Origin of the sequence: Conchiformibius kuhniae DSM 17694, assembly GCF_000428785.1 — a bacterium.
GTDB lineage: Bacteria > Pseudomonadota > Gammaproteobacteria > Burkholderiales > Neisseriaceae > Conchiformibius > Conchiformibius kuhniae.
This window is the reverse complement of the sequence record NZ_AUAP01000010.1, coordinates 1-13,921: the sequence shown is the minus strand read 5'-3', so window position 1 is coordinate 13,921 and position 13,921 is coordinate 1. Positions and strand designations below refer to the sequence as shown.

Here is a 13,921-nt window from a genome sequence, read left to right as displayed (position 1 = left end):
TTTGGTTTATGGATTTGAGCAATCATTTTCTGATTGCCGCGCCCGCTTTGGACGAAGGGCCGTTTGCGGGCAGCGTGGTGTATCTGTGCGAACACAATGAAGAAGGCGCGATGGGCATGATTATCAACAAGCCTTCGCCGATTCCGATGCAGGCGGTGTTTGCGGGCAACGGCGGCGATACCCCGCCGCGCTTTGCCGATGCCTTTGTGTTTTTCGGCGGGCCGGTACACCCCGAGCGCGGTTTTGTGGTGCATACGCCCGCAGGCGAATGGCAAAGCACCCTGCGGGTGGCGGACAACGGCATCACCACTTCCCGCGACATCATCGGGCATTTGGGCGACGAAGAGAAAGTTGCCAAAGTATTGCTGACCATCGGCTATGCCAGTTGGGAAAAAGGTCAGCTTGAGCGCGAGTTGGCGGAAAACACATGGCTGAGCGTGGCTGCCGACCCACCATATTTTGTTTGACCTGCCCGCCGACAAACGCTACCGTGCGGCACTGGCGAAGCTGGGCATCGAGCAGGTCAATCTGATGAGCGGGGCGGGGCGTGCGTGAACCTTGCGGCGGCGTGCTGGCGTTTGATTTCGGCGAAGTACGCATCGGCGTGGCGCAGGGCGAAACGCAAATCGGCATCGCCCACCCGCTTGCCACCGTTACCGGCAACAGCAACGCGCAAAAATTCGAGCGCATCGCCGCGCTGGTGGCGCAATGGCAGCCGCAGTATTTTGTGGTGGGCTTGCCGGTGCATGCGGACGGCACGCCCCATGAGCTGACCCGCTTGGCACAACGCTTCGGCGAACGCCTGCAACGGCGTTTCGCCTTGCCCGTGTATTGGGCGGACGAGCGTTTTTCATCGCTGTATGCCGAAGAGCTGCTGCATCAGGCGCGGGTGTTCGGCAAAAAGCACAAGCAGGTGCTCGACCAAGTGGCGGCACAGGCGTTGTTGCAGTGGTTTTTTGACGGCGGTAGGGCGGGCGGCTTGGACGGCACGGCGGAAACCTAGGGTGCGTCATCAATTGACCGAAAAAAACACCGCACTGTCATTCCCGCGCAGGCAGGAATCCAAGTTGAAGTACAATAACAATAAACGGTGATAAAACATCGTTTGCCAAGCATCGTCAGTGGATTCCCGCCTGCGCGGAAATGACGGTGTGTTTTGTGCGGAGCCATGCCCGTTTACGGGCTGCCTGAAAAAACGGATATTTTTCCCGCAGGTGCGGGAACGGCGCACGCTCGCTAGTTTTTTGTCAAACCGATGCCGTTTTCCCTCTCCCTAACCTTCCCCCGCAAGCAGGGGAGGGAACAATATCGGCGCTACGCCCGCTCCGCCAACGCCTCCCGCAGCGCGTCCAGTCCCGCTCCGCTTTGCGCCGACAGCCGCACCGCAACAATCTCCCCCCGCCCGTTGCGGCAAATGCCGTTGCGCCGTTGCGCTTCGGGCAGCAGGTCGGTTTTGTTGTACACCAAAAGTTGCGGCACCTTGTCCGCGCCGATTTCCGCCAACACCTTTTCCACATCGGCAATTTGGCGTTCGTGTTCGGGGTGGGACGCATCGACAATATGCAGCAAACCGTCTGCCAACGCCGTTTCCTCCAGCGTGGCGGCAAATGCCGACACCAGCGTGTGCGGCAAATCGCGCACAAAACCCACCGTGTCGCTCACAACCACGCTGCATTCGGGATTCAGATACAGCCGCCGCGCGGTCGGGTCGAGCGTGGCAAACAATTGATTTTCCGCAAATACGCCCGCTTTGGTCAAACGGTTGAACAGCGTGGACTTGCCCGCATTGGTGTAGCCCACCAGCGCAAAGGTTTTCAGGCTGCCTGAAACACGCGCTTTGCGGCGCACGGCACGTTGTTTTTTCACTTCTGCCAAACGGCGGCGCAAGGCATTGATGCGCTTGTGAATCAGACGGCGGTCGGTTTCCAACTGCGTTTCGCCCGGCCCTTTCAAACCGATGCCGCCTTTCTGACTTTGCAAATGCCCGTAACCGCGCACCAGCCGCCCCGCCAAATGCGAAAGCTGCGCCAATTCCACCTGAATTTTGCCTTCCTGCGACTGTGCGCGTTGGGCGAAAATCGCCAAAATCAAGCCCACGCGGTCAAGCACGCGGCATTGCAGGATTTTTTCCAAATTGCGCTCCTGCGTGGGCGTGAGTTCGTGATTAAACACCACCAATTCAATCTGTTCCGCCGCCACGCGCTGCGCCAGTTCCTCCGCCTTGCCCGTGCCGACAAACAGCGCGGTGTGGGCGCGGTCGCGTTTGGCGGTTTCGGTGCAGACCAAATCGCCGCCCGCCGCGCGTACCAATTCCGCCGCTTCGTCCGTCATGGCGCGGAAGGTGTGTTCGCGCACGGCGTTGCTGCCGCTCAAGGCATCGGCGAGCATCACCGCCACCAGCATGGTGCGTTCGGCTTGGGTTAAGGATTTGTCCAATTGGGTAAAATGTCGGCTCATGGCTGGCTTTCCGGCGCGAAAAGGCGCATTATACGCGGTTTTCCGCCGCGCACGCAGCCGCGTGTGTGTTTGACAAACCTATGGAGAACAATAAGATGCCTTACCAACACAAACAATCTGCCCTGATTTTGCTCGCCGCATTCGCCCTTGCTGCCTGCGGCGGAAGCGGCGGCGGCAGCCACCGCCCGCAAACGCAAAGCAAACCCACCCCGCCCGCCGTGCAACCGCCCGAACACAATGCCCAAAACGGCACTGCGCCCGCACCGAAAAAAGACGATGCCAAACCGTCCGTACCCGCCGCGCCGCCCGCCGATATGGGCAACGCCAAACCGTCCGACCAAGAAGTTTTTGCCCGTCTCAGCCTGTACAACACACAAGGCGGCGTGCTGACCACCGATGCCCTGAAGCTCACCCTGCCCGAAAATGGCAAAGAAATCAGCATCGCCCTGTTGAAACCCAACGAACAATTCATCGGCAAGCCCGCCATCCACACCCTGCGCGATGCCGAAGGACGCCTGCTCGGCTACTACGGGCACGCCACCGCCAACCACATCAACCGCGACCCGTACACCGGCGAAATCACCGGCAACAGCCCCCAAGCCTACTATGTGCAGCACATGGACGAACGCAGCCTGACCCGTCCCGCCGCCGCCCACGACATCCGCTATTCGGGCAAAATGTATTTCCGCTACCCCGACAACAGCCCTTTGGCAACACAAACCGCTTCCGTACAAGCCACCTATCACGGCAGCGACAAAACCCTGTCGATGGAACTGATTGCCGACCGCCACAGCGCCAACCGTTGGTATCTGTTTGACCAACGCGACAAATACGCCCAAGACGGCTCGCGCAGACAACGCAGCGACCGCGTGGCGGTGGACGCAGACGGGCGCGTGAGCGGACATCTGCTGTTTGACGAAAACGGCACGCGTGAAAAACTGATTCCCAACGGCCACTTTATCGGCGGTTTTTACGGCAAAAACGGCGGCGTGTTGAGCGGCAGAGCCGTGAACGAAGGCGGACACGGCGAGAAATGGGAAGGCGTGTTGGGCGCAACCCTTGTCAAGCCCGAATAAGCGTTTAAATCAGAACGGCACAATCCGCATATGGATTGTGCCGTTTTATAGTTGATAAAAATAAAAACGAGACAAGGCGACAACGCCCGCAGTGTAAGGATAGTACATAAGGGCGTTGGCAACGCCGTATCGTTGCGATTTTAATCAACTATATTAATCAAATGAAGCAGTTTGCCAATTGCAGCAGCAGAACCGCACACAGTGCCGCCACCGCATCATCTGCCATCACCCCCAAACCGCCGCGAAAACGCCGCTCCGCCCACGCCACCGGTGCGGGCTTGAGAACATCGAACAGACGGAATGCGCCAAAGCCCGCCAGCCACCAAAAAAAGCCTTGCGGAATCAGCGCGTAAACCATCATCATGGCAACGATTTCGTCCCACACGATGCCCGAATGGTCGGTTTTGCCCAGCGCATCGCCCGCATGGGTACACAGCCCGATGCCCGCCCAAAACAACACAACAGACAATAAAAACAAACCCGTATGACTTACCCCGCAGCCGAGCAGCAAACCCGCAAACAGCAAGCCCACCAGCGAACCCCACGTTCCCGGTGCTTTTCGCGCCAAGCCAGCGCCGAAACCGAATGCCAACAGGGCGCGTTTGTCGCGGCACAGCCATGCCCAATCGGGGCGGGAAATGTTTTGTTGTTCCATATTTTCAATCCTTTTTGTTTGTGAAAATCAGGCAAACCAGCCGCGCACCGCTTCCAAACCGTTGTGATTGATGCGTAAATCGGCGGCATGCTGCGCGGCGGCTTTGGCGCGGTAGGCGATGCCGAAGGTGGCAGCGCGGAACATGGGAATGTCGTTCGCGCCGTCGCCGACCGCCAAAGTCTGTTCCGCCGACAAGCCCAAATCTTCGCGGTGCTGCGCCAATAATTCGGCTTTCGCCTGCGCGTCCACCACGCGCCCGAGTACGCGCCCCGTCAAATAGCCGTTTTTGATTTCCAATTCATTGGCATAGGCGTAGTCCAAGCCCAATTTGTGTTTCAGCCTTTCGGTAAAATAAGTGAAGCCGCCCGAAACCAACAGCGTTTTCAAACCGTTGCGGCGGCATTCCGCCAACAGCGTTTCCGCGCCCGCGTTCAGGCGCAACACATTTTCCCAAACGTGCTCCAACGCGCTTTCTGGCACGCCTTCCAGCAGGGCAACGCGTTGGTGCAGCGATTGCGCGAAGTCCATGCCGCCCTGCATGGCGCGTTCGGTAATCTCGGCGATTTGGTCTTTCAAGCCGACAAAATTGGCAATTTCATCAATGCATTCAATGTTAATCAGCGTGCTGTCCATGTCGCTGGCGAGCAGCCCGAAGCCGGAAAACGGGCGGTCGGACAACACGGCGTAATCCAATTTTGCCGCCTCCCATTCCGCCCGCAACGCGGCATCGTCCAACACCGCCGTGTCCGCCGCGATACGGGCGCGGCTGCCTGAAAAAGTTTGCCCGAAACGCTGCGCGGTGTGCGGCAAATCCGCCGACAAATCACCCTGCAAAACCAAAACCGAAGACATCTTTCGCTCCTAAAAACGGCAATGGGCGCACTATATCGCGTTGCGTGGCGGCTGTAAATTTTTGTAAGCAATTACAATTGGCTACAAAATAGCCTGTGTGCGCGCTTGCAAAAAGTGCTATCATGCCGATATGAATATATACAAATCCTTTAAATTCAAACTGATGCCCAGCGATGAGCAAATCTGCAAAATGAAACGGTTTTGCGGTTGTGCGCGTTTTGTATTTAATCGGGGTTTGATGTACCAACTTGAGCAATATCAGCAAGATGCTTCGTTTAAATTCAGCTATGCCGAATTGAGTGCCTTGCTTCCCGCTTGGAAACGCGAGTGGCATTGGCTGAAAGAATGCCACAGTCAGGTTTTGCAGCAGAGTTTGAAAGATTTGGCATGTGCGTTTAAAAATTTCTTTTCCCAACGGGCATGTTTTCCCAAATTCAAACGTAAGGGCAAAAAAGACAGTTTCCGTTTTCCGCAAGCTTGCAAATTGGAACAGCACAACAACCGCATTTATCTGCCGAAAATCGGTTGGGTGCGTTACCGTAACAGTCGGCTTGTTTCAGGCAGCCTGAAAAACGTAACCGTATCGCAAAAATGCGGTCAATGGTTTGTTTCCGTTCAAACCGAGTGCGAAACCGCAATCCCAAAGGCGAAAGGCGGTGCGGTGGGGGTGGACGCGATTGTGTTTGTGGAGGATTTGCAGGTGGCGAACATGAGCCAATCCACCAAAGGCAATGCGGAGCGGCACGGTAAAAACGTATCCGCCAAATCGGGCTTGAACCGCGCCATTTTAGACCAAGCATGGTCGGAATTCCGCCGACAATTGGGCTATAAATTATTGTGGCGCGGTGGTCGCCTGATTGCCGTTCCGCCGCAAAATACCAGTCGTTGCTGCCCTGTTTGCGGGCATACGGCAAAAGAAAACCGCCCGACACAGGCACGGTTTGCGTGTATGAAATGCGCGTTTGCCGGGAATGCCGATGTGGTCGGCGCAATGAATGTGTTGAAGCGCGGTCAGGCAGCATTGGCGGCGCACCGGTAATTTAAAGAGTGTCAGGGCAGGGCTTGCCCGCAGCGCGTGTGAAGTGAATTGCGCAGTCAGGCAATCAGCAGCACGAACCCGCCGAAGTTTGTAATGAAATCAAAATGGTTACGACAGCAGGAAATCCTTTGCGGGAGCAGGGACGGAAGCCAAAAAATTAAAGCTGACACACGCCGCGACAAACATTAAAATATCGGAAAATTTTTAACCGTTTCTTTACACAACCCTTCCATAAGGACGCCAAAAATGACCGAAAACTATGTGGTTTGGTTTGAAAACCTGCGCATGAGCGATGTGGAACGCGTGGGCGGCAAAAACGCCTCCTTAGGCGAAATGATTAGTAATCTTAAAGAAAAAGGCGTGCGCGTGCCGGACGGTTTTGCCACCACCGCCGAAGCCTACCGCGCTTTTTTGGCGCACGAAGGGCTGAACGAACGCATTTCCGCCGCGCTCGCCGCTTTGGACGTGGACGACGTGGCGGAACTGGCGCGGGTGGGCAAAGAAATCCGCCAATGGATTTTGGACACGCCTTTCCCCGAACAGCTTAATCAAGAGATTGAAACCGCTTGGGAAAAAATGGTTGCCGATGCAGGCAGCCCCGACATTTCCGTAGCCGTGCGCTCCTCCGCCACCGCCGAAGACCTGCCCGATGCCTCGTTTGCCGGACAGCAGGAAACTTTTTTGAACATCAACGGTTTGGAAAACGTGAAAGAAGCGATGCACCACGTTTTCGCCTCGCTCTACAACGACCGCGCCATTTCCTACCGCGTCCACAAAGGTTTTGAACACGACGTGGTGGCATTGTCGGCAGGCGTGCAGCGCATGGTGCGTTCCGACACCGGCGCGGCGGGCGTGATGTTCTCGATTGACACCGAAAGCGGTTTTGAGGACGTGGTGTTTGTAACCGCATCTTACGGCTTGGGCGAAACGGTGGTGCAGGGCGCGGTCAATCCCGATGAATTTTACGTCCACAAACCGACCCTGAAAGCGGGCAAACCCGCCGTGTTGCGGAAAAATCTCGGTTCCAAACTGATTAAAATGGTGTTTACCGAACAGGCGCAAGCGGGCAAATCGGTGCAGACGGTGGACGTGCCCGAAGCCGACAGAAAACAATTTTCCATTTCTAATGAAGAAATTACCGAGCTGGCAAAATACGCGCTGATTATTGAGGAACACTACGGCCGCCCGATGGACATCGAATGGGGTCGGGACGGCGTGGACGGCAAGCTGTATATTTTGCAAGCCCGCCCGGAAACCGTTAAATCGCAAGAAGAAAAAGGCAGCAGCCTGCGCCGCTACACCATCAACGGCGAACGCAAAGTGCTGGCGGAAGGCCGCGCCATCGGACAAAAAGTCGGACAAGGCAAAGTGCGCTTGGTGAAAGACGCTTCGGAAATGGAAAGCGTGCAGGCGGGCGATGTGTTGGTTACCGACATGACCGACCCCGATTGGGAACCGGTGATGAAACGCGCCGCTGCCATTGTTACCAACCGTGGCGGCCGCACCTGCCACGCCGCGATTATCGCCCGCGAATTGGGCATTCCGGCGGTGGTCGGCTGCGGCAACGCTTCCGAAGTACTGCAAGACGGTCAGGAAGTAACCGTTTCTTGCGCCGAAGGAGATACCGGATTGATTTATAACGGTTTATTGGACGTGCAAGTACACGATGTCGCGCTGGACAACATGCCCAAAGCGCCCGTGAAAATCATGATGAACGTGGGCAATCCCGAACTGGCGTTCTCGTTTGCCGGCATTCCCAACGAAGGCATCGGCTTGGCGCGGATGGAATTTGTGATTAACCGTCAAATCGGTATTCACCCCAAAGCCTTGATTGAGTTTGACAAACTTGACGAAGACCTGCAAGCCGAAATCCGCGACCGCATCGCCGGATACGCTTCGCCCACCGATTTTTATGTGGACAAAATTGCCGAAGGCGTGGCGACTTTGGCGGCTTCCGTGTATCCGAAAAAAGTGATTGTGCGCATGTCGGATTTCAAATCCAACGAATACGCGGGCTTGGTCGGCGGCAGCGTGTACGAACCGCACGAAGAAAACCCGATGTTGGGCTTCCGTGGCGCGGCGCGTTACGTTTCCGAAGATTTCAAAGAAGCGTTTGCGCTGGAATGCCGCGCCTTGAAATATGTGCGCGATGAAATGGGCTTGACCAATGTGGAAATCATGATTCCCTTCGTGCGCACGCTGGCTGAAGCCGAAGGCGTGGTCAAAGCCTTGAAAGAAAACGGTTTAGAACGCGGCAAAAACGGCTTGCGCCTGATTATGATGTGCGAACTGCCCAGCAACGCGCTGTTGGCGGAACAGTTCCTGAAGTATTTTGACGGCTTCTCCATCGGCTCCAACGACATGACCCAGCTCACGCTCGGCGTCGACCGCGACAGTGGCGGCGCCATCGCCTCCAGCTTTGACGAGCGCAATCCGGCAGTGAAAGTGATGCTGCATCTGGCGATTTCCGCCTGCTGCAAACACAACAAATACATCGGCATTTGCGGACAAGGCCCGTCCGACCACCCCGATTTTGCCAAATGGCTGGTGGAAGAGGGCATCGAAACCGTGTCGCTCAACCCCGATACCGTGATTGAAACGTGGCTGTATTTGGCGAAAGAGCTGAATCCGAATTAAGCACGTTTATACCGAACCGGCAAGGCGCAAATCAGTGCCTTGCCGTTTTTGTTGCATAAAAACAACAAAAACAGGCAAAAATTGTATAAAAATGTAAAAATTACCCTAAATTACAAATTATGCGCCTATCTTTGCGCTTATCCCGTTATAATGATAAACATCAATCTAGCACAATGATTTAAAAGAAAATCCTTGTGTTTGGGCATGTGTTGTGCCGGATTGCGGCGCGGCGCATGGTATCTGTTGGGGCGCAGCCCCGTCCATTCAGGAGAAAAGACATGAAAAAATCCTTTTTGACCGCCGTTTTCATGGTATGTTGTGCGACTTCTTTGGCACTGGCAAATGAGGTTGATGAAACACTTGGTAAAAACCGCTTTGTGATTCAATCGGGTGCGTTTACCGACCCCGATTTGGCAGACGCACAGGCAGGGCGGATTTCTTTATTGGGCGTACCGTCCCGTGTGGTGGAAAAGAAAAACGCGCAGGGCAACATCGTGCGCGTGGTTCGCAGCAAACGCATGACGCAGGAAGATGCGGAGCGTGTGGCGGAGAGATTGACAAGGGAACACGATGTGGCGGTATTGCTGATGCTGGACAATTGAATGTTTTGATTGAATAAAAAACGCCCCGAAGCATGGTGTGCTTCGGGGCGCTTGCTTTGATGGCGCGGTGGTGATTTACGCCGTTGATGACGGGTTCGGGGGCGCGGTTTCGATTTGCACCATTTCGATTGCGGCGGGCGCGGTCGCGGCGGTTGCGATGCGGTCGCGGCGGCGCAAACCTTGTGGTGCGGCAGCTTCGGCAGGGGTTGCGGCATCATCACTGCTTTGGGTTTCAATCAGTTGCAAACCGTTCAAATCCAAGTGGTCGAGCAGTTGTGCCACTGTGGTTTGTTCGCCCTTGTGGCACACATGGGCAATCGCGGCTTCCACCTGTGCAACGGCTTCATGCAGCCATGCCGCTTCATCATCACCGGCAACAGATGGCGTGGTGTGCATGTCATCGTCTTCCGAAACGGTTTCAATGGCTTGCAAAACAGGTGTGTGGGTTGCCGGCACTTCGGGTGGGGGTGTCTGTTTGGCGCGGTATTCGGCAACCAAAGTGCTTTCTTCCGCTAAATCAGGGTATTGCATCAAAACATGGACAATCGCGTCTTCGGCACGCGCCGCCGTTTTGCCAATATCGAGAAAATGCTCGATGCGCGAAGCGGAAGGAATGTTGCGCTTATTGGGTTGCTTGTTTTGTCCTTTGTTTTTATTGCTGTTTTGCGGTGCGCCAATGCGGACAATCAAGGGCTTTTGCTTGGGCTGCTGTTGCTGCTTGGGTTTGCGCGGCTTGGTGGGCGCGGCTTGGGGTGCGGCCGTTTCGGTGCGCGGTGCTTCGGCAACGGGAGCGGGCTGCTTGGGCATCGGCTGCGCCGTTGGTTGCGGACGCTGGGGGCGCGGCGGTTTGGGCGCGGCGGGCGGCGTTGCCGCGTTGTCGCCATCGCCGTTGCCCGACACGGTTTTGTGGTGGTGTTGCGGGCGTTTGTTTTTGGCGTAGGCGGGACTGCGGTTGCCGTGTTGGTTGTGGCGGCGGTTGGGATTGTTGCGCTTGGCGGCGGGGCGGGTTTTCACCGGCGCGGCGGGCGCGGGTTCGCTGTCGCTGCCGAACAGTTTTTTCAGCCAGCCTTTGAAGCTGTCCCACCAAGAACGGTTTTCCGACACGGTCGGCGCGGGCGAAGCGTGTTTCACGCCTTTCACCGCCGGTTCGGGACGCGCCGCTTTTTCGCCTTTGCTGTTGGAAAACGGCACATTATCAACGGCTTCCGGTTTGGAAACGCGCTTATAGCTCGGCGCGGCGTTTTCGTCCACGTCATCGTTGCGGATGCGGGTGATTTCGTAATGCGGATTTTCCAAATGAATGTTCGGAATCAGAAACACGGATACGTCCAAACGCTCTTCCATGCCGAACAGCTCGGCGCGTTTTTCGTTCAGCAAAAAAGTGGCGACATCAACAGGCACTTGCGCGTGAACTTCACCCGTATTGTCTTTCATCGCCGCGTCTTGAATCAGGCGCAAAACGTGCAGCGCGGTGGATTCGATGCTGCGGATTACGCCCGTACCGGCGCAGCGCGGACAGGCAATGTGGCTGCTTTCCGCCAGCGCAGGTTGCAGGCGTTGGCGGCTCAATTCCAGCAAGCCGAAGCGCGACAGTTTGCCCATTTGCACGCGGGCGCGGTCTTTTTTCAGCGCATCGCGCAGGGTGTTTTCCACTTCGCGCTGATTACGCGCGTCTTCCATGTCAATAAAATCAATGACAACCAAGCCGCCCAAGTCGCGCAAACGCATTTGCCGCGCCACTTCTTCCGCCGCTTCCATATTGGTTTTGAACGCGGTTTCTTCAATGTCGGCGCCGCGTGTGGCACGGGCAGAGTTTACATCAATGGAAACAAGGGCTTCGGTGTGGTCAATCACAATCGCGCCGCCCGAAGGCAGGCTGACGGAACGCGAAAACGCGGTTTCAATCTGTTGCTCGATTTGCAGACGGGAAAACAGGGGCGTGTGGTCGGTGTAGAGTTTCAGCCTGCCCAAATTATTGGGCATCACATAGCTCATAAACTCGGAAACTTGTTCGTAAACTTCCTGATTATCAACCAGAATTTCGCCGATGTCGGGGCGGAAATAGTCGCGGATGGCGCGAATCACCAGCGAGCTTTCCATAAACAGCAGATAGGGCTGTTTGTGGGCGTTGGCGGCTTCTTCAATCGCCCGCCACAGTTGCAGCAAATAATTGAAATCCCATTGCAATTCTTCCACACTGCGACCGATGCCGGCGGTGCGGGCGATGATGCTCATGCCGTGCGGCACGTCCAGCTCCGCCATCGCCGCTTTCAGTTCTTGGCGTTCCTCGCCCTCGATGCGCCGCGACACGCCGCCGCCGCGCGGATTGTTGGGCATCAACACCAGATAACGCCCCGCCAAACTAATAAAGGTGGTGAGTGCCGCACCTTTGTTGCCGCGCTCGTCTTTTTCAACCTGAACAATGATTTGCATGCCTTCTTTCAGCACGTCCTGAATGCGGGCTTTGCCGCCTTCGTAGTCCTGAAAATAGGCGCGGGACACTTCTTTAAACGGCAAAAAACCGTGCCGGTCGGTGCCGTAATCCACGAAGCAGGCTTCCAAAGACGGCTCGATGCGGGTAATCACGCCTTTGTAGATATTGCCTTTGCGCTGTTCTTTGCCCAGCGTTTCAATGTCCAAATCCAGCAGGGTTTGCCCGTCTACAATCGCCACGCGCAATTCTTCGGAATGCGTGGCGTTGAATAACATGCGTTTCATTATTTTTTACCTTATAAACAAGGCATTGCTTGGGCTGGCAATCGGTGCGCGATGCCGCCTTGCCATGCGGCGCGTGTTGTTCCCGTGTGGGAATGTGCCGGCGGGCGGGCGGAAGAAGCGAAGAAAGAACAATGAGATAAACAGTTTCAGGGTGTTTATCGTCAGACACTGTGCCTGAACGTTGTGGGGTGCCGTCGTCTTCTTGCGGTTCATGCACGGAACAAGCCGTGCGGTGCGGGCGCGGTTTGCGCTTTGCCGTTGGGAGAATCCCGTTTGCGAACCGTTGGAACAATTGTTATCGGTGTTCGGATTGCCGTGTCCGTCCGTGTAGGCCGTGCGGACGGAAGCATTTGCTTGTGCAATGCGTTTTTCCATTAAAATGGGCGGGTATCCCGCGAAGTGATGTTTGGGGTTTGTCGGGCTGCCTGAAATGCGTTTGCGCCGTGCGGCGTGGGGGAATTTTGGCGGCGGGATACCGCCCGAAAACCTTTTTTTGCCGCCCGTTCAATGCGGCGGCAAAACAGTTCGGATTATAGAGAAAATGCCAACGATTAGCAAAGAAAGCGTCCGCCATTTGTGCATCGGCGAACACGAAGCGGGGCAACGCCTTGATAATTACCTGATAAAAATCTTAAAAGGCGTGCCGCGCAGCCATATTTGGCGGATTATCCGTGCGGGGGAGGTGCGGGTGAACCAAAAACGCGCCAAAGCCGATACGCGCATCGCGGCGGGCGACAGCGTGCGCGTGCCGCCGGTGCGGATTGCCGCCGTGTCTGCGCCGAAAAACGCCGCGCCCGCACGGGAATTTGCCCTGGTGTTTGAAGATGATGCGCTGTTGGTCATCAACAAGCCGCACGGCGTGGCGGTTCACGGCGGGAGCGGGGTGAGCTTCGGCGTGATTGAGCAACTGCGCCAAGCCCGTCCGGAGGCGCGTTATTTGGAGTTGGTGCACCGTCTGGACCGCGACACGAGCGGTTTGCTGATGGTGGCGAAAAAACGCGCGGCGTTGGTGAAGCTGCACGAGATGATTCGCGCGGGCGCACCGCAAAAAACTTATCTGGCATTGGGTGCGGGCGCGTGGGACGGCGCGGTACGCGCTGTGAAATGTCCGCTTGTGAAATACACGGGCGCAAACGGTGAAAAAATGGTGCGCGTGGCGGCGGACGGCATGGCGGCGCATACGGTATTTGATTGTTTGGAAAGGTTTTCAGGCAGCCTGCTGCACCGGCACGGCATCGGCGCGTTGAGCCTGATGCGGGCGACTTTGAAAACAGGGCGCACCCATCAAATCCGCGTGCATATGCAGGCGCAGGGTTGTCCGATTGCGGGCGATGAGCGTTACGGCGATTATCAGGCGAACCGCCGTTTACACAAGTTGGGTTTGCGGCGGATGTTTCTGCACGCGCAGCGTTTGGTGTTGGCGCACCCTTTGAGCGGCGAAAAATTGGATTTGACCGCGCCTTTGCCCGATGAGTTGGAAAATGTGTTGGTGATGTTGCGGGCGCAGCCGCCCGAAGTTCGGGGTGCGCCGTCCATTGATTGAAAAATAACGCACCGTCATGCCCGCACAGGCGGGAATCCAAATCGAAGCAGGTGTAGATACCATCTTTCCAGTCAAGCTCCCGTAGCAGAAATTTCCAACTGACGGGACTGATAAACCGTTTGATGCTTCAATACGCCAAAGCAAATATGTACCAATTTACGCATCGCCGCGCCCAATGCCTGCATCGGCGTTTTTTGCCTTTGCAGCAGACGGGCGTATTGGGCGGCAATATCAGGGTTGTATTTCTTTGACACGACCGCAGGCAGATACAAGGCCGCACGCAATACTGCCGAACCTTTTTTGGATAACATCACCCGCCCCCTTTGCTGTCCCGATTCGTGC

At 56.2% G+C, this 13,921-nt stretch carries 14 protein-coding genes; 7 read left to right on the top strand and 7 right to left on the bottom strand.

Going from position 1 to position 13,921, the window contains the following annotated elements; all coding sequences use genetic code 11:
- Positions 1–8 precede the first annotated feature (8 nt).
- Both G392_RS12140 and ruvX read left to right on the top strand, forming a co-directional pair.
- A complete protein-coding gene (locus G392_RS12140; protein ID WP_342663296.1) occupies positions 9–467 on the top strand; it encodes a YqgE/AlgH family protein in 459 nt (152 codons plus the stop codon).
- Between the two features lie 80 nt (positions 468–547).
- Complete coding sequence (gene ruvX / locus G392_RS0104730; RefSeq protein WP_027009304.1) at positions 548–1,003, top strand: Holliday junction resolvase RuvX; 456 nt, start codon at positions 548–550, stop codon at positions 1,001–1,003.
- 311 nt (positions 1,004–1,314) lie between these two features.
- Here ruvX and hflX read toward each other — a convergent pair whose 3' ends face one another.
- Positions 1,315–2,457 (bottom strand): GTPase HflX, encoded by a 1,143-nt coding sequence (gene hflX / locus G392_RS0104720; RefSeq protein ID WP_027009302.1) that lies wholly within the window; start codon positions 2,455–2,457, stop codon positions 1,315–1,317.
- Positions 2,458–2,552: 95 nt separating this feature from the next.
- On the opposite strand from hflX, the gene G392_RS0104715 reads away from it, so the two are divergent.
- Positions 2,553–3,533 carry a hypothetical protein gene (locus G392_RS0104715; protein ID WP_027009301.1) on the top strand — a complete coding sequence of 327 codons (981 nt, stop codon included), beginning with the start codon at positions 2,553–2,555 and terminating at the stop codon, positions 3,531–3,533.
- A 157-nt stretch (positions 3,534–3,690) separates the two neighbouring features.
- Here G392_RS0104715 and G392_RS0104710 read toward each other — a convergent pair whose 3' ends face one another.
- From G392_RS0104710 to G392_RS14165, 3 genes are read right to left on the bottom strand one after another with little or no spacing between them, the layout of a single operon-like run.
- Positions 3,691–4,188 carry a phosphatidylglycerophosphatase A family protein gene (locus G392_RS0104710; RefSeq protein ID WP_027009300.1) on the bottom strand — a complete coding sequence of 166 codons (498 nt, stop codon included), beginning with the start codon at positions 4,186–4,188 and terminating at the stop codon, positions 3,691–3,693.
- A gap of 27 nt (positions 4,189–4,215) precedes the next feature.
- On the bottom strand, positions 4,216–5,040 hold the full coding sequence (gene serB / locus G392_RS0104705) for a phosphoserine phosphatase SerB (RefSeq protein ID WP_027009299.1): 825 nt from the start codon (positions 5,038–5,040) through the stop codon (positions 4,216–4,218).
- Complete coding sequence (locus G392_RS14165; RefSeq protein ID WP_245571933.1) at positions 5,012–5,305, bottom strand: hypothetical protein; 294 nt, start codon at positions 5,303–5,305, stop codon at positions 5,012–5,014. The genes serB and G392_RS14165 overlap by 29 nt, the downstream gene beginning before the upstream one ends.
- Here G392_RS14165 and G392_RS0104700 point away from each other — a divergent pair.
- The 3 genes from G392_RS0104700 to G392_RS0104690 all read left to right on the top strand — a co-directional run bounded on the left by G392_RS0104700 (position 5,204) and on the right by G392_RS0104690 (position 9,318).
- On the top strand, positions 5,204–6,079 hold the full coding sequence (locus G392_RS0104700; protein WP_245571930.1) for an RNA-guided endonuclease InsQ/TnpB family protein: 876 nt from the start codon (positions 5,204–5,206) through the stop codon (positions 6,077–6,079). The genes G392_RS14165 and G392_RS0104700 overlap by 102 nt on opposite strands.
- 246 nt (positions 6,080–6,325) lie before the next feature.
- Positions 6,326–8,716 carry a phosphoenolpyruvate synthase gene (gene ppsA / locus G392_RS0104695; RefSeq protein WP_027009297.1) on the top strand — a complete coding sequence of 797 codons (2,391 nt, stop codon included), beginning with the start codon at positions 6,326–6,328 and terminating at the stop codon, positions 8,714–8,716.
- 278 nt (positions 8,717–8,994) lie between these two features.
- On the top strand, positions 8,995–9,318 hold the full coding sequence (locus tag G392_RS0104690) for an SPOR domain-containing protein (RefSeq protein ID WP_027009296.1): 324 nt from the start codon (positions 8,995–8,997) through the stop codon (positions 9,316–9,318).
- A 75-nt stretch (positions 9,319–9,393) separates the two neighbouring features.
- Here the strand turns inward: G392_RS0104690 and G392_RS0104685 are convergent, their stop codons facing one another.
- On the bottom strand, positions 9,394–12,036 hold the full coding sequence (locus G392_RS0104685; RefSeq protein ID WP_027009295.1) for an Rne/Rng family ribonuclease: 2,643 nt from the start codon (positions 12,034–12,036) through the stop codon (positions 9,394–9,396).
- A 6-nt stretch (positions 12,037–12,042) separates the two neighbouring features.
- On the bottom strand, positions 12,043–12,411 hold the full coding sequence (locus G392_RS12135; protein WP_034334457.1) for a hypothetical protein: 369 nt from the start codon (positions 12,409–12,411) through the stop codon (positions 12,043–12,045).
- A 166-nt stretch (positions 12,412–12,577) separates the two neighbouring features.
- Between G392_RS12135 and G392_RS12130 the strand changes: the two genes are divergently transcribed.
- The gene (locus G392_RS12130; protein WP_051255590.1) at positions 12,578–13,579 is read left to right on the top strand and encodes an RluA family pseudouridine synthase; all 1,002 of its coding nucleotides are present in this window, start codon (positions 12,578–12,580) and stop codon (positions 13,577–13,579) included.
- A gap of 71 nt (positions 13,580–13,650) precedes the next feature.
- Here the strand turns inward: G392_RS12130 and G392_RS0104675 are convergent.
- The coding region (locus tag G392_RS0104675; RefSeq protein ID WP_027009294.1) for a transposase at positions 13,651–13,921 on the bottom strand (271 nt) is incomplete at its 5' end.

Bases quoted from the DNA above. Each gene is read 5' to 3' on its own strand.
- G392_RS12140 (WP_342663296.1), top strand. From the start codon at position 9: ATGGATTTGAGCAATCATTTTCTGATTGCCGCGCCCGCTTTGGACGAA.
- hflX (WP_027009302.1), bottom strand. From the start codon at position 2,457: ATGAGCCGACATTTTACCCAATTGGACAAATCCTTAACCCAAGCCGAA.
- G392_RS0104715 (WP_027009301.1), top strand. From the start codon at position 2,553: ATGCCTTACCAACACAAACAATCTGCCCTGATTTTGCTCGCCGCATTC.
- G392_RS0104710 (WP_027009300.1), bottom strand. From the start codon at position 4,188: ATGGAACAACAAAACATTTCCCGCCCCGATTGGGCATGGCTGTGCCGC.
- serB (WP_027009299.1), bottom strand. From the start codon at position 5,040: ATGTCTTCGGTTTTGGTTTTGCAGGGTGATTTGTCGGCGGATTTGCCG.
- G392_RS0104700 (WP_245571930.1), top strand. From the start codon at position 5,204: ATGCCCAGCGATGAGCAAATCTGCAAAATGAAACGGTTTTGCGGTTGT.
- ppsA (WP_027009297.1), top strand. From the start codon at position 6,326: ATGACCGAAAACTATGTGGTTTGGTTTGAAAACCTGCGCATGAGCGAT.
- G392_RS0104690 (WP_027009296.1), top strand. From the start codon at position 8,995: ATGAAAAAATCCTTTTTGACCGCCGTTTTCATGGTATGTTGTGCGACT.
- G392_RS0104685 (WP_027009295.1), bottom strand. From the start codon at position 12,036: ATGAAACGCATGTTATTCAACGCCACGCATTCCGAAGAATTGCGCGTG.
- G392_RS12135 (WP_034334457.1), bottom strand. From the start codon at position 12,411: ATGGAAAAACGCATTGCACAAGCAAATGCTTCCGTCCGCACGGCCTAC.
- G392_RS12130 (WP_051255590.1), top strand. From the start codon at position 12,578: ATGCCAACGATTAGCAAAGAAAGCGTCCGCCATTTGTGCATCGGCGAA.